This is a genomic window from Pseudomonas sp. DWRC2-2 (assembly GCF_049897885.1).
GTDB classification, from domain to species: Bacteria; Pseudomonadota; Gammaproteobacteria; order Pseudomonadales; family Pseudomonadaceae; genus Aquipseudomonas; species Aquipseudomonas azotoformans_A.
The window spans coordinates 718,808-743,560 of the sequence record NZ_JAFCXD010000002.1 but is presented as its reverse complement, the minus strand read 5'-3'; the positions used below and the strand labels follow the sequence as shown (position 1 = coordinate 743,560).

The following is a 24,753-nucleotide window of genomic DNA, read 5'->3' as shown; positions in this document are numbered from 1 at the left end:
AAACAACCATGAACGTAAGTATATTGCGTAGCAAGCTACTTATCCAGTCAGCGCTTGTTTTTTACCCTTCCACACTTCTTGTGCGCACCCTGCGCGCCTGACCCGAGGATCTTCATGCAACTTAAGCCAGCTGTTACCGCTCTGGTCACTGCCGTCGCCCTGGCATCGCTGCTCAGCGGATGTAAAAAGGAAGAAGCGGCTCCGCCCGCTCAAACCCCTCAGGTCGGCGTGGTCACCATTCAACCGCAAGCCTATACCCTGACGTCCGAGCTGCCAGGCCGCACCACCGCCTACCGCATCGCGGAAGTTCGCCCACAGGTCAACGGCATCATTCTTAAGCGATTGTTCAAGGAAGGCGCGGACGTAAAGGAAGGGCAGCAGCTCTACCAGATCGACCCGTCGGTGTATGACGCCACCCTGAAAAGCGCACAAGCCAGCCTGACCCAGACCAAGTCCATCTCCGACCGCTACAAGCAGTTGGTCGATGAACAAGCCGTCAGCCGCCAGGAATACGACACCGCCGTCGCCAACCGCATGACCGCGGAAGCAAACGTTCAAACGGCCCAGATCAACGTGCGTTACACCAAAGTGTTCGCGCCGATCTCCGGGCGTATCGGCCGTTCTTCGGTGACCGAAGGCGCGCTGGTCAGCAACGGCCAAGCCGACTCCATGGCCGTGATCCAGCAACTGGACCCGATCTACGTCGACGTCACGCAGTCTTCGGCTGAAATGCTGAAATTGCGCCGCGACCTGGAAAGCGGCCAGCTGGAAAAAGCCGGCGCCAATGCCGCCAAGGTCAAGCTGACCCTGGAAGACGGTAGCGCCTACGGCCAGGACGGCAAACTGGAATTCTCCGAAGTGTCGGTTGACCAGACCACCGGTTCCGTGACCCTGCGCGCCGTGTTCCCCAACCCTGACCACACCCTGCTGCCGGGCATGTTCGTACACGCCCAGTTACAAGCTGGCGTGAACAGCAAAGCCATCCTGGCACCACAACAAGGCGTGACCCGCGATATCAAAGGTATCCCGACTGCCATGGTGGTGAACAAGGACAACAAGGTAGAACAGCGTCAACTGGTGGCCAACCGCACTGCCGGCGCCTACTGGCTGGTGGAAAAAGGCCTGAACGCCGGTGACCGTGTGATCACCGAAGGCCTGCAATTCATCAAGCCGGGCATCGAAGTCAAGGTCAAGGACGCCGACAACGCCAAGCCTGCCGGTTCTGCTCCAGCTCCTGCTGCCGCTGCTGGCCAGGGGGAGTAACCCATGTCGAAATTTTTTATCGACCGTCCCATTTTCGCCTGGGTAATTGCCCTGGTGATCATGCTGGTCGGGGCACTGTCGATCCTGAAGTTGCCCATCAACCAATACCCGGCCATTGCGCCCACCGCCATCGACATCCAGGTGACCTACCCAGGCGCGTCCGCACAAACCGTGCAGGACACCGTGGTGCAGGTCATCGAGCAACAGCTCAACGGTATCGACAACCTGCGTTATGTCGCCTCGGACAGTAACTCCGACGGCAGCATGACCATCACCGCGACGTTCAACCAGGGTACCAACCCGGACATCGCCCAGGTCCAGGTGCAGAACAAGCTGAACCTGGCGACCCCATTGCTGCCGCAAGAAGTGCAGCAACAGGGTATCCGCGTGACCAAGTCGGTGAAGAACTTCCTGATGGTGATCGGTCTGGTGTCGGAAGACGGCAGCATGACCAAGGACGACCTGTCCAACTACATCGTGTCCAACATCCAGGACCCGATCTCGCGTACCGCGGGTGTGGGTGACTTCCAGGTGTTCGGTTCGCAGTACGCCATGCGGATCTGGCTCGACCCGGCCAAGCTGAACAACTACCAGTTGACCCCGGTCGACGTCAGCACCGCCATCGCGGCCCAGAACGTCCAGGTGGCCACCGGCCAATTGGGCGGCCTGCCTGCCCTGCCCGGCACCCAGCTGAACGCGACCATCATCGGCAAGACCCGTCTGCAGACTGCCGAGCAGTTCGGCAAGATCCTGATGAAGGTGAACGCCGACGGCTCGCAGGTTCGCCTGCGTGACATCGCACGTATCGAACTGGGCGGCCAGAACTACAGCATCAGTGCGCAGTTCAACGGCAAGCCAGCCTCCGGTATGGCGATCAAGCTCGCATCGGGCGCCAACGCCCTGGACACCGCCAAGGCCATCCGCGCCACCGTGGCGTCGCTGGAACCGTTTTTCCCGCCTGGCATGAAGGCAGTGGTGCCGTATGACACCACGCCGGTGGTGACCGAATCGATCTCCGGTGTGGTGCACACCCTGGTCGAAGCGATCGTGCTGGTGTTCCTGGTGATGTTCCTGTTCCTGCAGAACTTCCGCGCCACCATCATCACCACCATGACGGTGCCAGTGGTATTGCTGGGTACCTTCGGGATCCTGGCCGCGTTCGGCTTCACCATCAACACCCTGACCATGTTCGGCATGATCTTGGCCATCGGCTTGCTGGTGGACGATGCCATCGTGGTGGTAGAAAACGTCGAGCGGGTGATGGCGGAGGAACACCTGTCGCCTAAAGAAGCGACGGTGAAATCCATGGGCCAGATCCAGGGCGCCCTGGTCGGTATTGCCCTGGTACTGTCGGCGGTACTGTTGCCGATGGCGTTCTTCGGTGGCTCCACCGGTGTGATCTACAAACAGTTCTCTATCACCATCGTTTCGGCCATGGCGTTGTCGGTACTGGTTGCCCTGATCTTCACCCCGGCCTTGTGCGCCACCATGCTCAAGCCGATCGACCCGGAAAAACACGGCCAACCCAAGCGTGGTTTCTTCGGCTGGTTCAACCGCACCTTCGACCGTGGCGTACTGAGCTACGAGCGCGGCGTGGGCAACATGATCAAGCACAAGTTTCCAGCATTCTTCGTGTACCTGATCATCTTCGTCGGCATGATCTGGCTGTTCACCCGCATCCCGAGCGCGTTCCTGCCGGAAGAAGACCAGGGCGTGATCTTTGCCCAGGTGCAGACCCCGGTCGGTTCTTCGGCTGAGCGTACGCAAAAAGTCATCGACGACATGCGTGCCTTCCTGCTCAACGACAAGGAAGGCGAGCCGGGCGAAGGCAAGGCCGTGAAATCGGTGTTTACCGTCAACGGCTTCAACTTCGCCGGCCGTGGCCAGAGTTCGGGCCTGGCGTTCGTGATGCTCAAGCCGTGGGATGAGCGCGATTCGTCCATGTCGGTGTTCGAAGTGGCCAAGCGGGCCCAGGGTTACTTCTTCGGGGCTTTCAAGGACGCCATGGTATTTGCCATCGTGCCGCCTTCGGTTCTGGAATTAGGTAACGCCACCGGTTTCGACGTGTTCCTGCAAGACCAGGGCGGCGTCGGTCACGAAAAACTGATGGAAGCGCGTAACCAGTTCCTGGGAATGGCAGCACAAAGCAAGATCCTGGCGGGTGTGCGCCCTAACGGCGTGAACGATGAGCCGCAGTACGAACTCACCGTCGACGACGAGAAGGCCAGCGCCCAGGGCATCACTTTGTCGAGCATCAACCAGACCCTGGCGATTGCCCTGGGTGGCAGCTACGTCAACGACTTCATCGACCGTGGTCGGGTGAAGAAGGTGTACGTGCAAGGCGAAGCCGCTGGCCGGATGTCCCCGGAAGACCTGGACAAGTGGTACGTGCGCAGTGACTCCGGGAAAATGGTGCCGATGTCGGCCATTTCCTCGGGCAAGTGGATCTACGGTTCGCCGAAGCTCTCGCGGTACAACGGTGTAGCGGCGATGGAAATCCTCGGTACCCCGGCACCGGGCTACAGTACCGGTGATGCGATGGCCGAAGTCGAGCGTATCGCCAAGCAATTGCCGGCCGGCGTGGGCTATGCCTGGACGGGCCTGTCGTACGAAGAACGTCTGTCCGGCTCCCAGGCGCCTGCGCTGTACGCCCTGTCGCTGCTGGTGGTGTTCCTGTGCCTCGCGGCCCTGTACGAAAGCTGGTCGATCCCGATTGCGGTAGTACTCGTGGTGCCGCTGGGCGTGGTGGGTGCGTTGATCGCCACCAGCATGCGCGGACTGTCCAACGACGTGTTCTTCCAGGTGGGCTTGTTGGTGACGGTGGGTCTGGCGGCGAAGAACGCCATCCTGATCGTGGAGTTCGCCAAAGAGCTTCACGAACAGGGCAAAGGCATCGTCGAGGCGGCCATCGAGGCATCTCGTATGCGTCTGCGCCCGATCATCATGACCTCCATGGCGTTCATCCTCGGCGTACTGCCGCTGGCGATCTCCTCGGGCGCAGGCTCAGGTAGCCAGCACGCCATCGGTACCGGTGTAATTGGCGGTATGATCACGGCCACTGTGCTGGCGATCTTCTGGGTGCCTTTGTTCTTCGCAACCGTATCCGCCGCTGGCGAACGTAAAAAGACTGACACAACTGAAACCCCTAAAGAGGCTGGCCAATGAGCAAGTCGCTACTTTCCCTAGCGGTCACGGCATTCGTGCTCAGTGGCTGCTCGCTGATACCTGACTATCAGCGCCCCGAAGCGCCGGTGGCCGCACAGTTCCCGCAGGGGCCGGCGTATTCGTCGGCCCAGGCGCCGAGCCAGGCCGCTGCCGAGCAGGGCTGGAAGCAGTTTTTCCATGACCCTGCCCTGCAACAGCTGATCCAGACCGCGCTGGTGAACAACCGTGACCTGCGTGTCGCGGCCCTGAACATCGACGCCTACGCCGCGCAGTACCAGATCCAGCGCGCCGACCTGTTCCCGGCCGTGTCGGCCACGGGCAGCGGCAGCCGTTCGCGTACCCCGGCCCGCCTGTCGCAGACCGGCGAATCGACCATCAGCAGCCAATACTCGGCCGGTCTCGGGATCAGCTCCTATGAGCTGGACCTGTTCGGTCGCGTACGCAGCCTGAGTGAAGAAGCCCTGCAAAAGTACTTCGCCACTGAAGAAGCACGGCGCAGTACCCAGATCAGCCTGGTGGCCAGTGTGGCCAATGCGTACCTGACCTGGCAGGCCGACAAGGAACTGCTCAAGCTGACCCAGGACACCCTGGGCGCGTTCGAACAGAGCTTCAAGCTCACCTCGCGCAGCAACGAAGTCGGTGTGGCCTCGGCTCTCGACCTGAGCCAGGCGCGCACCTCGGTGGAAAACGCCCGCGTGCAGCTTGCCCGGTATACGCGCCAAGTGGCCCAGGACGAAAACAGCCTGACCCTGCTGCTGGGTACCGGCCTGCCGGCGAATATCGCCAGCAAGCCGCTGTCGGATGACCTGCTCAGCGAAGTGCCGGCTGGCTTGCCGTCCGACCTGCTGCAACGTCGTCCCGATATCGTCCAGGCCGAGTACAATCTCAAGGCCGCCAACGCCAACATCGGCGCAGCCCGTGCAGCGTTCTTCCCGAGCATCACCCTGACCGCCAGCGCCGGCACCGCGAGCCCGAACCTGGGCGGCTTGTTCAAGGGTGGTTCGGGCACCTGGTCGTTCGCCCCGCAGATCAACATCCCGATCTTCAACGCCGGCAGCCTGCGCGCCAGCCTGGACTACTCGAAGATCCAGAAAGAGATCAACGTGGCGAACTACGAGAAGGCCATTCAGACCGGCTTCCAGGAAGTCTCCGACGGCCTCGCCGCACGTGAGACCTACAAGCAGCAACTGGATGCCCAGCGTGGCTTCGTCGCGGCCAACCAGGATTACTACCGCCTGGCCGAGCGTCGCTACCGCATTGGTGTCGACAGCAACCTGACGTTCCTCGATGCCCAGCGCCAACTGTTCAGTGCCCAGCAATCGCTGATCACTGATCGCCTGGCGCAGCTGACCAGCGAGGTCAACCTGTACAAGGCCCTCGGCGGCGGTTGGAACGAGCAGACCGCGAAGAACGAGCCGTTGAAAGAAGAAGCACCGGCGCTTAAGTTGTTCTGATAGCACCTGCATCAACAAAGCCCACCTCTTGGTGGGCTTTGTTGTTTTCAGGGGCTGACCAACTTGCGTTCGATCATCGCCCACAACCCGCTCTCCCCCACTTTCATCGCCCCCGCACCGCCCCGCACCATGGCCGCCACCTGCATAAACCCAATAACAACAGGTCCTTTCGCCATGAGCACTTTCCACCCGCGCCGGCTCTTGCTGGCAACCGCTGTCGCCAGTCTTGCCTTGCCCGTCTTCGCTGAAGAACACGGTTTTCTCGAAGACGCCAGCGCCAACCTGAACCTGCGCAACTTCTTCTTCAACCGCAACTACACCAACCCCACCAAGGCCCAGGGCGGCGCGCAGGAGTGGACGCAGAGCTTCATCCTCGACGCCAAGTCCGGCTTTACCCAGGGCTCCGTGGGTTTCGGCGTCGATGTGTTGGGGCTGTATTCGTTGAAGCTGGATGGCGGTCGCGGCACCGGGGGCACCAACTGTTGCCGTTGGATCACGATGGCCGCCCGGCGGATGAATTCGGGCGTCTCGGGGTGGCGTTCAAGGCGCGCATTTCCAAGACCGAAGTGAAGGTCGGCGAGTGGATGCCGGTGCTGCCGATCCTGCGCTCGGACGACGGCCGCTCCCTGCCGCAAACCCTGCGCGGCGGGCAGATCACCTCGAAAGAAATCGACGGCCTGACCCTCTACGGCGGCCAGTTCCGCGCCAACAGCCCACGTGACGACAGCAGCATGACGGACATGTCGATGTTCGGAAAAACCGCCTTCACCTCGGACCGCTTCAACTTCCAGGGCGCCGAGTACGCGTTCAACGACAAGCGCACCCAGATTGGCCTATGGAATGCGCAACTCAAGGACATCTATAGCCAGCAGTTCGTCAACCTGATCCACAGCCAGCCCATCGGCGACTGGACCCTGGGCGCCAACCTCGGCTTTTTCTACGGCAAGGACGATGGCAGCGCCCGCGCCGGCGACCTGGACAACAAGACCTGGTCCGGCCTGTTCTCCGCCAAGTACGGCGGCAACACCTTCTACGTCGGCCTGCAGAAACTCACCGGCAACAGCGCCTGGATGCGCGTCAACGGCACCAGCGGCGGCACTTTGGCTAACGATAGTTACAACTCAAGCTACGACAACGCCCAGGAAAAATCCTGGCAGGTACGCCACGACTACAACTTCGCCGCCCTCGGCGTGCCCGGCCTGACCCTGATGAACCGCTACATCAGCGGCAGCAACGTGCACACCGGTACGATTACCGACGGCAAGGAATGGGGTCGCGAAAGCGAACTGGGCTACACCGTGCAAAGCGGCAGCCTGAAAAACCTCACGGTGCGCCTGCGCAACTCCAGCATGCGCCGCGACTACAGCAATAATGAGTTCGATGAGAACCGGTTGATCGTCAGCTACCCGATCAGTTTGCTGTAAGACCTTATTACAACCTCGCAGGAACGTTTTGCCGCAGAGGGACACTTCCAAAAGGCAGGCATACCGCCTGACTCGTCGAAAGGGATCTCAAATGGAAGTGTCCAAAAGCCTTGAAAACGCGCACCGCCCTCCTCTGAACGGCGAGCACCACTCGCCGCAAGCCCCGGTAGTCTCGGTTGAGAACAGTCGCTACGTACCCATCGTCGCCCCTCAACTGCCGTTCACACCGGAGAATCAGATCCAGGTCTACGTACAACCGGTCCTGGATGACGGCACCTTGAAAGCCAGCTGCCAATCGGTCTGGGAAGAAGATGTGACTTACAGTCTGAAGAACACCCTGATCCTCGAAACCGGTGACAAAGCCGACCAGATCCATGTCAGCCAGACACGCGCAGGACAGTTGGATGTTCGGGTCAAAGGTCGGTTGTATCGTTTCGACAGTGAGGATAAAGACGGCAAGCCCCTGACCTTTCACTTCAAAACCCATGGCGGCGACGACAACATCCGCATCGACGCCAATGTGACTCAGCCTGTCATCGTGGACGCCGGCGACGGCAATGACCGCGTACAGGCCGGCGGCGGTTACACCCGTGTGTTCGGCGGCAAAGGCGATGATGTGCTGCGTCTCGGCAGTGGCCTGGGTTATGCCGAGGGCGGCGACGGTAACGACACACTCATGGGCGGTACTGGCGACAACATCCTGTATGGCAACAATGGCGATGACCGTCTCTACGCGGGCGCGGGCCCCAAGCACAAAACCAGCTACCTGGATGGTGGCAACGGCAATGATCGACTCTACGCAGGAAACGGGCATACGGTCCTGCACGGCGGTGCCGGGGACGATCGCCTGATAGGCCACGACCGCACCACCTTCTACACCGGCGACGGCCGCGACACGGTGATCGCCAACCGCCCAGGCGACCTGATCTACGGTAAACCCGACGATACGATCAACCACCTCAACGGTTCGCGGTTTACCGCGGTGTCGGCCGCCCAGGAACCTCAAACAGGGTTTGTGATCAAGGGTTCGGCCGAGTTTATCCAACGGGTCGAGGACGACCTGGCCCTGATGCGCCGGTCTCCCATCGGGCAACAGATGCTGGCCGCGATGAGCGCCATCGCCCAGCGCAACGGCGCACCGGTGACCGTCGTCGAAGACTTGGTCGACCTTGGCAGCGGCTATGTGTATGGCAGCCAGGAGCTCAAGGCCTTGTTTGGCTTTGAACGCGCACCTATTGTCGGCGACGATCCCAAATGGGGCTTCATGGTCGACGGTGTGCCGGGGTCGCAGGCTGACCGGGCTGAAATCAGCTATAACCGCTCCTCAGTGGACACCGTCGCTGGCGTGACCTACGCCTCCATCACGACGCTTTACCACGAAATGGTGCATGCCTATAACGCAGGTAATGGCACCGCTTTGACCGGCTCGACCACTGAAACATTTGAGGGCGAGCAACACGATGTCCCCAACAGCGAACGTCAGGCCGTAGGGCTGCCCACTACGCCCGCGACCCCACCCAACCCCAAACCCCTGACTGAAAACGCCTTGAATGAAGAAATGGGCAAGCCGCTGCGCCCTCAATACGTCGGCTGACCCTTGGCGACGCTCGTTTGTCAGCCGGTAACCTCACACAGCCGATCTTGCTGTATGGTGCGCGCCTGCCGCTGCTGATCCACTCAGCAGCGGCCTTTATTCGAGCCTGCGCCCACCATGAAATCCTTCGCCATCGTATCCGCCGTATTTGCCCTGGCCCTGAGCCTCAGCGGCTGCATTGGCTCGCCCATCGCTCTCACGCCAGAGACCGAGCAGCGCCTGCAAACCCAGGCGCCGATCCGTTTCCTGCTGACCTTCGATGACGGCCCGAGTGCATCGGGCTACAACAACCCGAGCCGTTCGGTGGTGGCCGACCTGGCGCAGAACCCGGTGCTGCCGGGGATCAAAGCGGTGTTTTTTCTGCAGACCGAAGCCGCTCGATCGGGCGGCAGCTCACGGGGTCGCAAGACCATGGAACGCGAATACGCGGCCGGTCACGTCCTGGCCTTCCACACAGCTACGGGGTTTCACACCAACCACCGCTGGCTGAACGATACCGAACTGGAAAGCACCCTCACCCAAGGCGCCGCCGACATCGCCGCGATCACAGGTGCGCCACCGGTGCTGGTGCGCCCGCCGTTCTGGAATTACGACCGACGCACCTTCGCCGCCTACCAGCGCCACGGCATGCACGTGTTGCTGACGGACCTGAGTGCCAATGACGGCAAGATCTGGGGCTTCAACGGCAGCCCGCGCCGCCGAGCCAACCTGTACCGGCAACTGTCGGTGGTGCGCGAACGCATTGCCTTGGGTGAATTGCCGACGGTGGACGGCGTGATACCGGTGGTGGTGACCTTCCACGACATCAATCGCTACACCGCGCGGCATCTGCAGGAGTACCTGCAGATCCTGCTGGACAGCGCCCGGATCAACGGCGTGAAGACCGCCGCCGAACCTTTCTACACCGACACGGCCCAGCTAAACCGCGCAGCGCTGGCGCGTACGGTCAGGGATGTGAATGAAGCCGTGCATTTGCCGGGCGTATGGAATTGGGTGTGGGACGCCGACTCCCACTAACCCCTATTCCCGTGACTCAACCCCCAGCTCGTCCCACACCGACTCCGCCAGGTGAAACGTGGCATTCGCCGCCGGGATCCCGCAGTAGATCGCGCTCTGCATCAGCACTTCCTTGATCTCGGCCCGGGTCACGCCATTGCTCGCCGCGGCGCGCAGGTGCAGCTTGAGTTCTTCACTGCGGTTCATGCCGATCAGCATGGCAATGGTGATCAGGCTGCGGGTGTGCCGGGGCAGACCGGGACGCGTCCAGATGTCACCCCAGGCGTGGCGGGTGATCATTTCCTGGAACTCGCTGTTGAATTCGGTCAGGGCATTGAGGCTGCGGTCGACATGGGCATCGCCCAGCACTTCGCGGCGCACGTGCAGGCCTTCGGCATAACGTTGTTTCTCGTCCACAAAAAGCTCCTCAGCGGGTCAACAAAAAATCAATGACGCAGTCGCTGAACGCAGCGCCGGCCTGCACATTGGACAGGTGCGCCGCATAGAACTCGGCGTACTCGGCGCCCTGCACATGGTTCTGGATAAAGTGGCCACCCGACGGCGGTGTGACGGCGTCTTCGGTGCCGGCAATGACCAGGGTTGGCACTTTTATTGAAGCCAGTTGCTCACGGAAATCCGCATCACGCACCGCCGCACAGTTGGCGGCATAACCTTCGGGCGATGTGGCCGCCAGCATGTCGGTAATCTGCTTGGCCTGGTGTGGGTTGGCCGCCGCAAAGTCTGCGGTGAACCAGCGTGCAATCGACGCATCGCGCAACGCCACCATCGCCGCCGCCCCGTCACGTAGCACCATTTCAATGCGCGGGTTCCACACCTCGGGTGTGCCGATCTTGGCGGCGGTGTTGCACACCACCAGGCGCTGCAGACGTTGGCCTGCATGGATGCCCAGCCATTGGCCGATCAAGCCGCCCATGGACAGCCCGCAGAAATGCGCGCGTTGGATATCCAGTGCATCCAGCAATGCGATCACATCCTGACCGAGTTGCCCGATGCTGTAGGGGCCCGGAGTCACCAGGGACTTGCCATGGCCACGGGTATCGAAACGCAGCACGCGAAAATGTTGGGTGAAGGCCGAGATCTGGATGTCCCACATGTGCAGGTCGGTGCCCAGCGAGTTGGAGAGCACCAGCACCGGTGCATCCTCAGGCCCATCCAATTGGTAATGCAGTTCGCCCTCGGCGAGTTGTACAAAGGCCACGGTGGTCTCCTCAAGCAAAGTGTTCGGCTACGGCGCGGGTGACCCAGGTGTGGGCCTGGCCCAGGTAGTGGGCGGGATCGAGCAAACGGTCCAGTTCAGTTGCGGACAGTTCGGCGGTGACCTGGGGTTCGTCCGCCAATACCGCACGCAGGTGACGACCCTCTGCGACGGCACGCTTGCAGCATTGTTCCAGCAGATGGTGCGCGGTTTCACGCCCGAGACGCTGGGCAAGCACGATGCTGACGGCTTCGGCCAACACCAGGCCCTGGGTCAGGTCGAGGTTGTGCGCCATGCGCTGCGGGTCGACTTCCAAGCCTTCGCTCACCAACAACGCCTGTTGCAACGCACCGGAGACCAAACGGCAGATCTCCGGCAGGGTTTCCCATTCGGCGTGCCACAGGCCCAGGCTGCGTTCATGCTCCTGGGGCATGGCGCTGAACATCGTCGAGACCAGGCCCGGCACACGGGTGGCGGCACTGATCAGCACCGCAGCGCCCACCGGGTTGCGTTTATGCGGCATGGTGGAGGAACCGCCCTTGCCCGGTGCGGATGGCTCAAACACCTCGGCGGCTTCAGTCTGCATCAACAAGCTGATATCACGGCCCAGCTTCCCCAGGCTGCCGGCGATCAAACCGAGGGCGCTGGCGAACTCCACCAAACGATCCCGCTGGGTGTGCCAGGGTTGTTCGGGCAAGGTCAATTGCAACTCAGCCGCCAGCGCTTCGGCCACCGGCATGGCCTGTTCGCCCAGCGCTGCGAGGGTTCCCGAGGCGCCACCGAATTGCAGCACCAGCAAACGCGGTTTCAGTTCAGCTAGACGCTGCCGATTGCGCGTCACCGCGCCCAGCCAACCGGCGATTTTCATCCCCAGGGTGACCGGTGTTGCATGCTGCAACCAGGTACGCCCGGCCAATGGCACGCCGGCGTAGCGCTGGGCCTGGGCGGCAAGTATGTCGCCCAGACGCATCAGGTCTGACTCGATCAATTCCACCGCTCGCCGCACTTGCAGCACCAGGCCGGTGTCCATCACGTCCTGGCTGGTCGCGCCCAAATGCACGTAGCGCTCGGCCCCGGCATCTTCACTGGCAATCAACTTGCCCAGCGCCTTCACCAGCGGAATCGCCGAATTCCCCGCCGTGGCAATTGCCACGCCGAGGGCATCCACGTCGTACAACGACGCCAAGCAGGCCTGGGCAATCGGTGCAACGGCGGCCTGGGGAATCAAGCCGACCTGGGCCTGGGCCCGGGCCAAGCCCGCTTCAAAATCCAGCATGCCCTGCAAGCGTCCCCTGTCGCAAAACACCTCGGCCATGCTGCCCGCCGTGAAGTAAGCGTCGAACAATTGATTGCTCGTGCGCAGTGTCATAACGCGTCCCTTATAGGTCGTGGTGCAAGTACTCCGCCTGTTTCGGCAGGCGCAGGCTGAACAGGAAGGCCACCGCCATCATGCCGGTGACGTACCAGTAGAAGGTGTTTTCCATGCCCATGGATTTGAGGCCCAGGGCCACGTATTCCGCCGAACCACCGAAGATCGCGTTGGCCACCGCATAGGCCAGGCCCACGCCCAGGGCACGCACGTGCGGCGGGAACATTTCCGCTTTCACCAGGCCGCTGATCGAGGTGTAGAAGCTGACAATGGCAAGGGCCAGGGAGATCAGCACAAAGGCCAGGAACGGGTTGGTCACGGTTTTCAGGGTCAGCAGGATCGGCACGGTGCACAGGGTGCCAAGGGCGCCGAACCAGAGCATCGAATTACGACGGCCGATCTTGTCCGAGAGCATGCCGAACAGCGGCTGCATGCACATGTAGACGAACAGCGCGCCGGTCATGATGTAGCTGGCGGTCTTGGCGTGCATCCCGGCGGTGTTCACCAGGTATTTCTGCATGTAGGTGGTAAAGGTGTAGAAGATCAGCGAGCCGCCGGCGGTGTAGCCGAGCACGGTGATGAAGGCCGCCTTGTGGTTGCGGAACAACGCGGCCACGCTGCCGGCGTCCTTGTCCTGGCGCATTTCCTTGCTGGTGGTTTCCTTGAGGGTGCGACGCAGCAGCAGGGAGATCACCGCCGCAATGGCGCCGATCACGAACGGAATCCGCCAGCCCCAGGCGCGCAATTCTTCTTCGGTGAGGATCTGTTGCAGGATCACCACCACCAGCACCGCCAGCAGTTGCCCGCCGATCAGGGTCACGTACTGGAACGAGGCGAAGAAACCGCGCTGGCCCTTGAGCGCGACTTCACTCATGTAGGTCGCGGTGGTGCCGTATTCGCCACCCACCGACAAGCCCTGGAACAGCCGCGCCACCAACAGCAACGCCGGAGCCCAGGCGCCGATGTCTTTGTAGGTAGGCAAGAAAGCGATGACCAGGGAACCGGCGCACATCATCAGCACCGAGATCATCATCGAGTTCTTGCGCCCGTGCTTATCGGCCACCCGGCCAAACAGCCAGCCACCGATAGGTCGCATCAGGAAGCCGGCAGCGAACACACCGGCAGTGTTGAGCAGTTGGACCGTGGGGTCGTCCGACGGGAAAAACGCCGGTGCAAAGTAAATGGCGCAGAAGGCGTAGACGTAGAAGTCGAACCATTCGACGAGGTTGCCGGAGGATGCCCCGACGATCGCAAAAATCCGTTTGCTGCGTTCTTCTCCGGTGTAGTGACTGGTTGTTGTTGTCATGTTTTTTCACTCAGTGGGAACGGTTATAGCCTAGACATACTTTGCAACAAGCTCGTTCCGCAACAAGACTTTTAGGCATGTCGTGCCTGCGAGGGCCTCTTCGCGGGCAAGCCCGCTCCCACAGTTGACTGCATTCCAGAGTTGGAACTCGATCGAATGTGGGAGCGGGCTTGCTCGCGAATGATCTCAAGCCAACTCAATAATCAAAGAACACTGTTTCCCGGTCTGTGCCCTGCAACACCACATTCCACTGATGCACACCCTCTGCATCCTGCTTGGCAATCAAGGTTTCGCGCCGCTCTGCCGGCACACACGCCAGCAACGGGTCATCCCCATTCAGCGCCTCGCCCTCGAAATAGATCCGCGTCAGCAAGTGCTTCACCAAGCCACGGGCAAACACCAGCACCACCAGGTGCGGTGCCTGGGTCGTGCCTTTCAGGCCCGGCACCGCACCCGGCTTGATGGTGGTAAAGCGAAACCGCCCTTCAGCATCCACCGGCACCCGGCCGAAGCCTTCGAAGTTCGAGTCGACGGCTTTGTCTTGATCGTCTTCCGGGTGGTCATATTTACCGGCGGCATTGGCTTGCCAGACTTCAAGCATGGCGTCGTTGACGACATCGCCATTGCCATCCACCACTTGCCCGCTGATCGCCACACGTTCGCCGAGGGTGGCGCTCACAGTCAGGTCTTCGCGGTTCAGCCAGGTCAGGCCGATGTGGTAATACGGCCCGACGGTGTGGGACGTGGTCGCGTTGAGTGTCATCTCATTTCTCCATCGGCGTGGCGTCGCGGCCGCGCAGGACGATGTCCCAGCGGTAGCCGAGGGCATAGGAAGGAATGGTTTTTTCCAGGTCGAAGCTGGCGATCAAGCGTTGCTTGGCCGAGGTGTCCGGCACGCAGTTGTAGATCGGGTCGTATTCCAGCAGCGGGTCGCCGGGGAAGTACATCTGCGTGACCAAGCGCGTCAGCACGCTCGGGCCGAACAGTGAAAAGTGGATATGCGCCGGGCGCCACGCGTTGTGGTGGTTGCCCCACGGGTAGGCGCCGGGCTTGATGGTCTGGAATTGGTACCAGCCATCGGCGTCGGTGACGGTGCGGCCGGTGCCGGTGAAATTCGGGTCCAGCGGTGCGTCGTGCAGGTCGCGCTTGTGGTTGTAGCGACCGGCGGCGTTGGCCTGCCAGATCTCCACCAGAATGCCCGGCACAGGCAAACCGTTTTCGTCGAGTACACGGCCATGAATGATGATGCGTTCGCCTTGGGGCTCGCCTTCATGCTGGGCCGTGAGGTCGTTGTCCTTCTCATTGATGCGTTCAGCGCCGATGGTCGGGCCGGTGATTTCCGACAAGGAATGGGGCAGGAACACCAACGGCTGGGACGGCGAACGCAGGTTCGTCGACTGGTAGGCCGGGTGCAGGTAATCAGGTTGAGTGCCCGCTTGCGGGCGCCGGTATCCAGGCTTGTCACTCATGGTGCAGTCCTCTCTTATTAGATGCGTTCAATCGCCAGGGCCAAGCCTTGGCCGACGCCCACGCACATGGTCGCCAGGCCTTTGCTGCCGCCGGTCTTTTCGAGTTGGTGCAGGGCCGTCAGCACCAGCCGCGCGCCGCTCATGCCCAGCGGGTGGCCGAGGGCGATGGCGCCGCCGTTGGGGTTGACCTGCGGCGCGTCGTCGGCGATGCCCAGTTCACGCAGCACGGCAAGGCCTTGGCTGGCGAAGGCTTCGTTGAGTTCGATCACATCAAAGTCAGTGACCGCCAAGCCAAGACGCTCGACCAGTTTGCGCACGGCTGGAACCGGGCCGATGCCCATCACGCGCGGTGCGACACCGGCGCTGGCCATGCCCAAGACTCGGGCGCGGGCGGTCAGGCCATGTTTCTTGACCGCTTCGGCGGAGGCCAGGATCAGCGCCGCCGCACCGTCGTTCACGCCCGAGGCGTTGCCAGCGGTGACGGTTTTGTCCGGGCCGTTCACGGGCTTGAGCTTGGCCAGGGCTTCCAGCGTGGTATCCCGTGGATGCTCATCGTGCTCCACCAGGGTTTCGCCTTTTTTATGGGCGACGCGCACCGGTACGATTTCTTCAGCAAAATACCCAGCGGCCTGGGCAGCAGCGGTACGTTGCTGGCTGCGCAAGGCAAAAGCATCCTGGTCGGCGCGAGAGACCTGGTAATCGTCGGCCACATTGTCGGCCGTCTGCGGCATCGCATCCACGCCGTACTGGGCCTTCATCAGCGGGTTGATAAAGCGCCAGCCGATAGTGGTGTCCTCCAGCTTCATGTTGCGCGAGAACGCCGCGTCGGCCTTGCCCATCACGAACGGCGCGCGGGACATCGACTCGACGCCACCGGCAATCGCCAGCTCCATTTCACCGCTGGCAATCGCGCGGAAGGCGGTGCCGATGGCGTCCATGCCCGAGGCGCACAAGCGGTTAAGGGTCACGCCCGGAATGCTGTCCGGCAGGCCCGCCAGCAGCAACGCCATGCGCGCCACGTTGCGGTTGTCTTCACCGGCCTGGTTGGCGCAGCCGAGGAACACTTCATCGACGGCCGTCCAATCCACCGAAGGGTTGCGCTCGATCAACGCCTTGATCGGCAGCGCGGCCAGGTCATCGGCACGCACGGTGGACAAGCCACCGCCGAAACGGCCAATGGGGGTACGGATGGCATCACAGATAAATACATCGCGCATCAGGCTTCTCCAGGCGCTTGGCCATGGGCGGCCGCAGTGCGTGCTTCAAGGTCACGCAGGGCGGTCAGCTCTACGTCAGTCGGTTCGGCAGTGGTGTCGACCTGGTCGGCAAAACGAATCGCCCAACCGGTCGCGGCCACCACCTGTTCACGGGTCACCCCAGGGTGCAGCGCGGTGACCACGAATTCATGGGTGCCCTCCTCCGGCTCCATGATGCACAGGTCGGTAATGATCCCTACAGGACCGGCGCCCGGCAGGCCCAGGCGTTTACGCGAGTCGCCGCCTTCGCCATGGCCGACTGAGGTGATGAAGTCGAGTTTGTCGACAAAAGAACGTGCCGATTGCTTGAGGATGATCAACACGCTCTTGGCCGAACCGGCGATCTCGGGCGCGCCACCGGCACCTGGCAGGCGCACTTTGGGCTGGTGGTAGTCACCGACCACCGTGGTGTTGATGTTGCCGAAACGGTCGACCTGAGCCGCGCCGAGAAAGCCCACGTCGATGCGCCCGCCCTGCAGCCAGTAGCGAAAAATCTCACCGGTCGGCACGACGGTGTCGGCAGTCTCCGCCAGCTCGCCATCACCGATGGACAGCGGCAGTACCGACGGTTTGGCGCCAATCGGACCGGACTCGTAGATCAGCACCACATCTGGCGACGAGGTCAGGCGCGCCAGGTTGGCCGCCTTGGACGGCAGGCCGATACCGACGAAGCACACGGAGCCGTTCTTGAGGCGGCGCGCAGCGGCGACGGTCATCATTTCATTGGTCGAGTAAGCCATTACTTGGCCTCCTGCGCGGTGGCCAGTTTGGCCTGGAATTCGGTGAAGTCGGCGGTGCCGTGGATGTATTCATTGATCCAGGCGGTGAAGGTCCCACGGTCGCGGGCGATCGGGTCCCACGCCTGGTAGAAGCGGTTATCACGCTCGTTGTAGCCATGTGCGTAGGACGGATGCGCGCCACCCGGCACATGACAGACCGCCGTCAGCGCCCACGTCGGCAGTACGCAGCTGTTCATCGGCGCATTCAGGTCATCGACAATTTCTTCGACGGTGACGATGCAACGCTTGGCCGCCAGGGCCGCCTCTTTCTGCACACCGAGGATGCCCCACAACAGCACGTTGCCCTTGCGGTCAGCCTTTTGCGCATGAATCACGGTGACGTCCGGACGCACCGACGGCACCGCTGCCAGCACTTCGCCAGTGAAGGGGCAGGTCACGGTCTTGATCAGCGGGTTGACCTTGGGCAGGTCAGAACCGGCGTAGGCACGCAGCACCGCGAAGGGCAGGCCGGAGGCGCCGGCGACGTAGGCATTGGCCAGGTCGGCGTGGCTGTGTTCTTCGATTTCCAGCGGTTGCGGCCATTGCTTCTCGACCGCGTCACGCAAGCGATGCAGGGAGCCCACGCCAGGGTTGCCGCCCCAGGAGAAAATCAGCTTGCGGGCGCAGCCAGCACCGATCAACTGGTCGTAGATCAGGTCAGGCGTCATACGCACCAACGTCAGGTCTTTCTTGCCCTGACGAATGATTTCATGACCCGCAGCCGTTGGGATCAGGTGGGTGAAGCCTTCCAGCGCGACGGTGTCGCCGTCGTTCACAAATTGCTTCACCGCGTCACGCAGCGCGAGGATTTCAGCCATGGGGTTTGGGCTCCCGGTATGGATCGAAAAAGGCGCTGAGGTGGCGCCGAAGTGCTTGAAGATTAAGCCGGGGAAATGGGCCAAACAATCCGATAATCGACTCAGTGTTCGATTATCGAACGGATTGTTGGCAAGCTATCGATCAGCCTCAGGTCGCATCCGCATGGCTGACCATGCCCTTGATCAACACCGCAGCGGTGGCCAATGCAGCCGGGATCACCAGGGCGGTGAGCACTTGTTCGAAGTTCCAGCCCAGGCCCAGCAAGGTTGCGCCCATCCAGGCGCCGAGGATCGCGCCGAAACGACCGATGCCGAGCATCCACGACACGCCGGTCGCGCGGCCTTGGGTCGGGTAGAAACGCGCGGCCAGAGACGGCATTGCCGATTGCGCACCGTTGACGCACATCCCGGCAACCAGCACCAGGGTTGCAAGCAGGGTGATATTGCCCAGGCTCTGCCCTACCGCGTAGGCAAACACCCCGGCCAGCAGGTAGAAGATGCCGATAACCTTGTGCGGATTGAACCGATCCATCGCCCAGCCCACGCCCACCGCGCTCAACACGCCACCGAATTGGAACAACGCACCGATGAACGCGGCCTGTTCCAGGCTGGCGCCACTGTCACGCATCAGGGTCGGCAACCAACTGGTGAGCAGGTAGACAATCACCAGGCCCATGAAGTAGGTGAGCCAGAGTAGCAACGTGCCGGCGCTGTAGGTGCCGGAGAAGATCACCGCAAACACGTTGCGCGCCTTGACGGTTTTTTGCTCGGGCACGCTGAAGCTGCTGGCTTGGGCGACGATGCTGGGTCCGATGGGCGAGAGGGTTTTGCGCACCTTGTCGGTGCCCCGGTTGCGCACCACCAGGTAGCGCGCCGACTCCGGCAGCCACAGCATCAGCACCACCACCAGAATCAATGGCAGGATGCCGCCGATCAGCAGCAAGGCATGCCAGCCGAACGCCGGGATCAGCTTGGCCGAGATAAACCCGCCACCGGCCATGCCCAGGTTGAAGCCGCAGAACATGCTGGTCACCAGCAATGATTTGTGGCGTTCCGGGGTGTATTCGGACAGCAGCGTCGTGGCATTCGGCATGCCGGCGCCCAGGCCCAGCCCGGTGAGAAAACGCAGCACCAGCAACTGATCGACGTTGCTGCTGTAAGCGGAGGCCAAGCTGAACGCGCCAAACACCAGCACCGCGCCCACCAGCACCACTTTACGGCCAAAGCGGTCGGCCAACGGGCCGGAACCGAGGGCACCAAACACCATGCCGATCAACGCAGCGCTCATCACCGGGCCGAGGCTGGCGCGATCAATGCCCCAGTCCTGGGACAGTGCCGGTGCGATAAAGCCCATGGCAGCGGTGTCGAGGCCGTCGAGGAAAACGATCAGGAAACACAGGATCACCACGCGCCACTGATAACGTGACAGGGGCTGGGCGTTGATGAAGGACTGGACGTCCAACGTGGAACCGACAGAAGGCTGATTCATTGTTTTTATTTCCACACCGATGGCGGGCTGACGACCTGGGGTCGTCGTTATTATTGGGGCGCTTCAACAGCGCTGCCGCACAGTAATAAGTCGGGGGAAACACCGTCAATTGAGCAAACCGGGATCTGTGCGGTGACCGAACAGCTTAAGCGAACAGTTGCGCGCTCAACTCACGGCTGGCGCTGAGCATGCTCGGCAGGAAGCGCTGCTCCAGCTCACTGCGGCTGACGCGCCCGGCGTGGGTACTGACGTTCAGCGCGGCCAGCACCTGGCCCGAGGCGTCATACACCGGCACCGCGATGGAACGCAGGCCCTGCTCCAGCTCCTGGTCGACGATGCACCAGCCCTGCTGACGCACTTGTTGCAGGCATTCGAACAGCGCTTCGGGGGTGGTCAGGGTGCGGCTGGTCTTGGTTTGCAGGTCGGCGTGGTCGAGGTAATCCTGCAGCGAGGCGTCGTCCAGCGCAGCAAGCAGGATGCGCCCCATGGAGGTGCAATAGGCCGGCAAGCGCCCACCCACCGACAGGTCCACGGAAATCAGGCGCTGGGTGGTGGCCGAACGGGCGATGTAGAGAATGTCGTCGCCTTCGAGGGTCGCCATGTTGCAGGCTTCGTGGAGCTGCTCGCTCATGCGGTCCAGGTAAGGCTGGGCCGACACGGCCAGCGGTGTGGACGACAAATAGGCATGGCCCAGGGTCAGCACTTTGGGCAACAGCGAATAAGTGCGCCCGTCGGTGGTGGCGTAGCCGAGCTTGATCAAGGTGTGCAGGCAACGGCGCACGGCGGCGCGGGGGATTTCCGTGCGGTGGCTGATCTGGGCGATGGTGAGGTGGCGCTTGCGTTCCTGGAACGCCTGCACCACGGCCAGGCCGCGAGCCAGGGACGTCATGAAGTCGGGATCACCGGTAAACGCCTGGATACGCTTGGCTGGGGAGGCAACGATCGGCGGCGCCACTGACGCGAAAGAGTTGCGCAATTGATCGTTCATGTCGGGATCCTTTCTCTTATTGTCGAACACAGAGGGGTTCGGCTGCTATTACAAGCCGTGTCAGCCGGGATGCACAAGGCAGCGCCGACAACATTGTGCGATTATCGGACGATCATTCGATTATCGCAATTTGCGAGCGACCTGGGCCGAGTCGACCCGAAGCGCTGAGTAAAATTAAGTCACGCTTAATTATGTCTGAAGTTGGGTTGAGTTTATGGCGCCAGAATTTGTGCAATTACCGACACGTCTGTGTAACAAAACGCTCACGCAAAGTTGACGGTTTTTAACTTTATGCTGATAGTGTTATTCAAATGCACGGCTATAATGCACTCTATGCGCAGGTCCGCCCGGCTCGATCAGCGGGACTGGAACTCGCCAGATGATGCACCTACCGTGCATTGTCGATCGCAACTATCCGCCTCGAATGCACCACTAACAAGTGGTCGCCCGTGCCTATTCCAACTTGAACGTTCTGCGCTTCAACTTGGAACACGTCGAGGGCGCATTCCGGCATAACGCTGCAACGTATTTACACTCAACTCAATTAGGTAACGATGTGACGAAAGATGAACTGCGCGCGGAACTTGAGCGCCAGGAGCAACGTTACAAGGACGTTTACGGCGGAGAAGTCACCACTTACGCCGCCCAGCCTGAACCTGAACGCAAACCATGGCGCAAGCGAGCCAGCCTGCTCGACCAGGCATTTGCCCAGGAAATCCAAAAGATTGAACAAGAGCTGAAAACCGAAGAGCCATAAGCGATCCGGTCTGAGCCCCAAGGTTTTTGCCTCGGCTGCTGGCACATAGCTAGCAGCCGGCAACCTTGAATCCCACCACCCCCGGTAAAATTTCATACAAATGTTTCAGGCGTGACGTTTTTGTGACAAAACCCCGCCAAGGCGGCCCTCTGCTTTATAAATCAAAGACTTGCCAAAGCCCCGAAAACCCTGGGATGCGTGCCTTTCCGGGTGTTTTTTTCGGTGAAGATTGTTACCGATGAGCAGCTAGTGCATCGATTACTGAGGTTTTCTGGCATAATCGCGCCCCCTTACGACCGGGTCAGAAAACCTTCATGATCGATTTATTCAGCGGACTGGATGCTTGGGTTCTCGTGAGCCTGTTGCTCGCCCTGGCCTTTGTCCTCGCCTTCGAGTTCATCAATGGCTTTCATGACACCGCTAACGCGGTGGCCACAGTCATCTATACCAAAGCCATGCCGCCGCACCTGGCCGTGTTCTTCTCCGGGGTGTTCAACTTCCTCGGCGTGTTGCTCGGTGGTGTCGGTGTCGCCTACGCCATCGTGCACTTGCTGCCGGTGGAGTTGCTGATCAATGTGAACACCGGCCATGGCTTGGCAATGGTCTTCTCTTTATTGGCAGCGGCGATCACCTGGAACCTGGGCACCTGGTACTTCGGTATCCCGGCTTCCAGTTCCCACACCTTGATCGGCTCGATCCTCGGTGTCGGCCTGGCCAATGCCCTGATCAACGACATTCCCCTGGCTGACGGTGTGAACTGGCAGAAGGCGATCGATATCGGCGCCTCCCTGGTGTTCTCGCCCATGGCCGGCTTCCTGGTCGCAGCCCTGGTGCTGATTGGCCTGAAGTGGTGGCGTCCACTGTCGAAGATGCACAAGACCCCGGACCAGCGCCGCAAGCTCGACGACAAGAAACACCCGCCGTTCTGGAACCGCCTGGTGCTGGTGATTTCCGCCATGGCCGTGAGTTTCGTGCACGGTTCCAACGACGGCCAGAAAGGCATCGGCCTGATCATGCTGGTGCTGATCGGTATCGTGCCCGCGCAGTTCGTGCTCGACCTGGGCAGCACCACTTACCAGATCGAACGTACCCGCGATGCGACCGTGCATTTGAGCCAGTTCTACCAGCGTAACAACGCTACGCTCGGTGAGTTCCTGGCCCTGGGCAAAAGCGTGAAGAACGATCTGCCGGGCAAGTTCCAGTGCAACCCGCAACAGACCGAGCCGACCATCAACGCGCTGGTCGACACCTTGAAAGGCGTGTCCGACTATCACTCGCTGACATCTGACCAGCGTATTGAAGTGCGTCGCTATTTGCTCTGCCTGGATGACACCGCAAAGAAAGTCGGCAAGCTGCCGGGCCTGGATGCGCGTGAGAAGTCCGACCTCGACAAGCTGCGCAAAGACCTGACCGCCACCACCGAGTACGCCCCGTTCTGGGTGATCCTCGCCGTTGCACTGGCCTTGGGCCTGGGCACCATGGTGGGCTGGAAGCGTGTGGTACTGACCATCGGCGAAAAGATCGGCAAGCAAGGCATGACCTATGCCCAGGGCATGTCGGCGCAGATCACCACCGCGACCATGATTGGCTTTGCCAACATCTTCGCGCTGCCGGTGTCCACCACCCACGTGCTGTCTTCCGGCGTGGCCGGCACCATGGTCGCGAACAAAAGCGGCCTGCAAGGCGGTACCGTGAAGACCATCCTGATGGCCTGGGTGCTGACCTTGCCGGCGACGGTAGGTTTATCGGCCGGGTTGTTCTGGTTGGCGTCGAAGGCGCTGGGTAGTTGATAACCCCGCCGCAATAAAAAAGGTGCGATCCGCGAGGGTCGCACCTTTTTTTATGTTCGTTTTTCTGTAGAAGCCGACTCAAATAACAGGCAAAAAAAAGGGCGACCGAAGTCGCCCAAAATGCCTTGCGTGCTCATGTAACCTGGAAAAACTAAGGTTTTTTACGCTTGTTCGCGTCTTTCCAGATAAAAATTCCAAACCCTACAAAAAACAGCACCATGAGGCTTACAGTCAGCACTCCGGCAAACACCACATTATCGATAAACATGACCGGCCTCCTGTGCTTGCCCTGTTGCGATAGGGCTAAGTTAATGGAGAAGGCGAATTGGAAAATTGACGAGGATCAATGTCGCCCGCTACGGGGCGTAAAGAAGGGCAATAACTGACCTGCATCAAGGGATGCAGGCTGTTTCAACGCTTTTTCGGTTTATTCTTCGGCTTTTTCTTCACTTTGCCGAGCGGCATCGCTTGTTCAAATGCCTGGCGCACTTCATTCAGGCGCTTGTCATTAAGGTCATGCACGCGCTTGGCACGTTCGGCATTCAGGTCGATCAGCTTGTCATCTTCACTCATGGCTTGGCTTACGTCGTGGAGAGAATGGCCCAATAATGCGGGCTCAAGCGGCCAACGGCAAATCAGCGGGCGACAAAAGGCAAGGCTTCGCACAAAATCGAGGCCTTTCCCGAACCCGGAGACGCCCTCAGGTGGCACTGCACAAGGATCTTCCGCCGTTGCTGGCCTTGCGCGCTTTCGAAGCCGTGGCGCGGCATTTGAGTTTCATCAAAGCCGCCAGCGAGTTATCGGTGACCCAGAGCGCCCTCAGTCATCAGGTGCAGAAACTTGAGCAACACTTGGGCAAACCACTGTTCATCCGACGCACCCGCGCGATCGATCTGACCGCCGACGGCCAACAGTACTACGACGAAATCCGCCCTGCCCTCGATGCGATCGCCGCCGCCACGCATGCCCAGCGGGTTGCCCCGAGCGCCACCGTGTTGCGCATCGGTTTACTGGCATCGTTCGCCACGTTGTGGCTGGCGCCGCGTTTGGCGGGCTTTCTCAACCGCTACCCGCATATCCAGGTGGAGTTGCTGCCGGCGATTCAGTTAGCCAACGTCGCTGCCGCCGAGGTAGACCTGGCCATCCGTTACGGCAAGGGTGACTGGCCCGATGTCCAGGCCACGCGGCTCATGCCCGAGATCATCTCCCCGGTGTGCAGCCCGTCGTTCAAGGCACGCCAGGACAGCCCACTGCTGATGGCCACTTCGCACCGCCCCTTTGAATGGACCGACTGGTCCGCGCACTACCAGGTCGACCTCACCCACCATCCCCGCGTAATGCTGCACGACTACAACATCGTGGTCGAAGCCGCCGTGGCCGGCCAAGGTATCGCCATGGGCCGCCATCGCCTGATAGAACGTCGACTACAGGACGGCAGCCTGGTGGAAGCGTTCGACTGGCCGCCCTATCACAGCGACATCGGCTACTGGCTCATCGCGCCCGAAGGCCCCGCCACTGAAGCCGCCGCCTGTTTCAGCCAATGGCTGAAGGAAGCCTGCGCCGACGCGTGAGTTATTTCGATACGTCGCGTGAGATCTATCCGTTTGTCGCCCCTCGATG

22 protein-coding genes and 1 pseudogene are annotated in these 24,753 nt (G+C 61.2%); 9 read left to right on the top strand and 14 right to left on the bottom strand.

Annotation, left to right across the window (positions count from 1 at the left end; all coding sequences use genetic code 11):
• Positions 1–114 precede the first annotated feature (114 nt).
• From ACP7EW_RS11975 to adeC, 3 genes are read left to right on the top strand one after another with little or no spacing between them, the layout of a single operon-like run.
• Positions 115–1,263 carry an efflux RND transporter periplasmic adaptor subunit gene (locus ACP7EW_RS11975; RefSeq protein WP_426217206.1) on the top strand — a complete coding sequence of 383 codons (1,149 nt, stop codon included), beginning with the start codon at positions 115–117 and terminating at the stop codon, positions 1,261–1,263.
• A 3-nt stretch (positions 1,264–1,266) separates the two neighbouring features.
• On the top strand, positions 1,267–4,428 hold the full coding sequence (locus ACP7EW_RS11970) for an efflux RND transporter permease subunit (RefSeq protein ID WP_177077172.1): 3,162 nt from the start codon (positions 1,267–1,269) through the stop codon (positions 4,426–4,428).
• Positions 4,425–5,882: an AdeC/AdeK/OprM family multidrug efflux complex outer membrane factor gene (adeC, locus tag ACP7EW_RS11965; protein WP_426217204.1), complete on the top strand. Its 1,458-nt coding sequence runs from the start codon at positions 4,425–4,427 to the stop codon at positions 5,880–5,882. Before ACP7EW_RS11970 ends, adeC begins: the two co-directional genes overlap by 4 nt.
• 47 nt (positions 5,883–5,929) lie before the next feature.
• On the opposite strand, the gene ACP7EW_RS11960 is transcribed toward adeC, so the two are convergent.
• Positions 5,930–6,058, bottom strand: a complete 129-nt coding sequence (locus tag ACP7EW_RS11960; RefSeq protein ID WP_016975094.1) for a hypothetical protein — start codon at positions 6,056–6,058, stop codon at positions 5,930–5,932.
• Between ACP7EW_RS11960 and ACP7EW_RS11955 the strand changes: the two are divergent.
• From ACP7EW_RS11955 to ACP7EW_RS11945, 3 genes and pseudogenes are all read left to right on the top strand, one after another.
• Positions 6,057–7,306: pseudogene (locus ACP7EW_RS11955) on the top strand (OprD family porin). The gene ACP7EW_RS11960 and the pseudogene ACP7EW_RS11955 sit on opposite strands and share 2 nt — an antisense overlap.
• A gap of 91 nt (positions 7,307–7,397) precedes the next feature.
• On the top strand, positions 7,398–8,900 hold the full coding sequence (locus ACP7EW_RS11950) for a M91 family zinc metallopeptidase (protein WP_426217201.1): 1,503 nt from the start codon (positions 7,398–7,400) through the stop codon (positions 8,898–8,900).
• A gap of 117 nt (positions 8,901–9,017) precedes the next feature.
• Complete coding sequence (locus tag ACP7EW_RS11945) at positions 9,018–9,917, top strand: polysaccharide deacetylase family protein (protein ID WP_269133115.1); 900 nt, start codon at positions 9,018–9,020, stop codon at positions 9,915–9,917.
• Positions 9,918–9,920: 3 nt separating this feature from the next.
• Here ACP7EW_RS11945 and pcaC read toward each other — a convergent pair whose 3' ends face one another.
• The 11 genes from pcaC to pcaR all read right to left on the bottom strand — a co-directional run bounded on the left by pcaC (position 9,921) and on the right by pcaR (position 20,586).
• Positions 9,921–10,313: a 4-carboxymuconolactone decarboxylase gene (gene pcaC / locus ACP7EW_RS11940; RefSeq protein WP_133074378.1), complete on the bottom strand. Its 393-nt coding sequence runs from the start codon at positions 10,311–10,313 to the stop codon at positions 9,921–9,923.
• A 10-nt stretch (positions 10,314–10,323) separates the two neighbouring features.
• Complete coding sequence (gene pcaD / locus ACP7EW_RS11935; protein WP_426217199.1) at positions 10,324–11,115, bottom strand: 3-oxoadipate enol-lactonase; 792 nt, start codon at positions 11,113–11,115, stop codon at positions 10,324–10,326.
• A 10-nt stretch (positions 11,116–11,125) separates the two neighbouring features.
• Entirely contained in the window at positions 11,126–12,481 is a 1,356-nt protein-coding gene (locus ACP7EW_RS11930) for a 3-carboxy-cis,cis-muconate cycloisomerase (protein WP_426217197.1), read from the bottom strand.
• 10 nt (positions 12,482–12,491) lie between these two features.
• Positions 12,492–13,787, bottom strand: a complete 1,296-nt coding sequence (locus ACP7EW_RS11925; protein ID WP_016975088.1) for an MFS family transporter — start codon at positions 13,785–13,787, stop codon at positions 12,492–12,494.
• 196 nt (positions 13,788–13,983) lie between these two features.
• Positions 13,984–14,550 (bottom strand): protocatechuate 3,4-dioxygenase subunit alpha, encoded by a 567-nt coding sequence (gene pcaG, locus ACP7EW_RS11920; RefSeq protein WP_426217195.1) that lies wholly within the window; start codon positions 14,548–14,550, stop codon positions 13,984–13,986.
• A gap of 1 nt (position 14,551) precedes the next feature.
• A complete protein-coding gene (gene pcaH, locus ACP7EW_RS11915) occupies positions 14,552–15,256 on the bottom strand; it encodes a protocatechuate 3,4-dioxygenase subunit beta (protein WP_019817832.1) in 705 nt (234 codons plus the stop codon).
• 17 nt (positions 15,257–15,273) lie between these two features.
• Positions 15,274–16,476, bottom strand: a complete 1,203-nt coding sequence (gene pcaF / locus ACP7EW_RS11910; protein ID WP_426218051.1) for a 3-oxoadipyl-CoA thiolase — start codon at positions 16,474–16,476, stop codon at positions 15,274–15,276.
• The gene (locus ACP7EW_RS11905; RefSeq protein WP_028619270.1) at positions 16,473–17,252 is read right to left on the bottom strand and encodes a CoA-transferase subunit beta; all 780 of its coding nucleotides are present in this window, start codon (positions 17,250–17,252) and stop codon (positions 16,473–16,475) included. Before ACP7EW_RS11905 ends, pcaF begins: the two co-directional genes overlap by 4 nt.
• A complete protein-coding gene (locus ACP7EW_RS11900) occupies positions 17,252–18,109 on the bottom strand; it encodes a CoA transferase subunit A (RefSeq protein WP_010212331.1) in 858 nt (285 codons plus the stop codon). Before ACP7EW_RS11900 ends, ACP7EW_RS11905 begins: the two co-directional genes overlap by 1 nt.
• A gap of 148 nt (positions 18,110–18,257) precedes the next feature.
• Positions 18,258–19,598: an MFS transporter gene (locus ACP7EW_RS11895; protein WP_426217192.1), complete on the bottom strand. Its 1,341-nt coding sequence runs from the start codon at positions 19,596–19,598 to the stop codon at positions 18,258–18,260.
• 145 nt (positions 19,599–19,743) lie between these two features.
• Complete coding sequence (gene pcaR / locus ACP7EW_RS11890) at positions 19,744–20,586, bottom strand: pca regulon transcriptional regulator PcaR (protein WP_025855315.1); 843 nt, start codon at positions 20,584–20,586, stop codon at positions 19,744–19,746.
• 556 nt (positions 20,587–21,142) lie between these two features.
• Between pcaR and ACP7EW_RS11885 the strand changes: the two genes are divergently transcribed.
• The gene (locus ACP7EW_RS11885; protein WP_003189295.1) at positions 21,143–21,343 is read left to right on the top strand and encodes a hypothetical protein; all 201 of its coding nucleotides are present in this window, start codon (positions 21,143–21,145) and stop codon (positions 21,341–21,343) included.
• A gap of 314 nt (positions 21,344–21,657) precedes the next feature.
• The gene (locus ACP7EW_RS11880; RefSeq protein WP_028619266.1) at positions 21,658–23,133 is read left to right on the top strand and encodes an inorganic phosphate transporter; all 1,476 of its coding nucleotides are present in this window, start codon (positions 21,658–21,660) and stop codon (positions 23,131–23,133) included.
• A 151-nt stretch (positions 23,134–23,284) separates the two neighbouring features.
• On the opposite strand, the gene ccoM is transcribed toward ACP7EW_RS11880, so the two are convergent.
• Both ccoM and ACP7EW_RS11870 read right to left on the bottom strand, forming a co-directional pair.
• Positions 23,285–23,401 carry a cytochrome c oxidase subunit CcoM gene (gene ccoM / locus ACP7EW_RS11875; RefSeq protein WP_003172387.1) on the bottom strand — a complete coding sequence of 39 codons (117 nt, stop codon included), beginning with the start codon at positions 23,399–23,401 and terminating at the stop codon, positions 23,285–23,287.
• Positions 23,402–23,544: 143 nt separating this feature from the next.
• Entirely contained in the window at positions 23,545–23,706 is a 162-nt protein-coding gene (locus ACP7EW_RS11870; protein ID WP_017137225.1) for a hypothetical protein, read from the bottom strand.
• Positions 23,707–23,837: 131 nt separating this feature from the next.
• Between ACP7EW_RS11870 and ACP7EW_RS11865 the strand changes: the two genes are divergently transcribed.
• Positions 23,838–24,704: a LysR substrate-binding domain-containing protein gene (locus tag ACP7EW_RS11865; RefSeq protein ID WP_426217189.1), complete on the top strand. Its 867-nt coding sequence runs from the start codon at positions 23,838–23,840 to the stop codon at positions 24,702–24,704.
• Positions 24,705–24,753 lie beyond the last annotated feature (49 nt).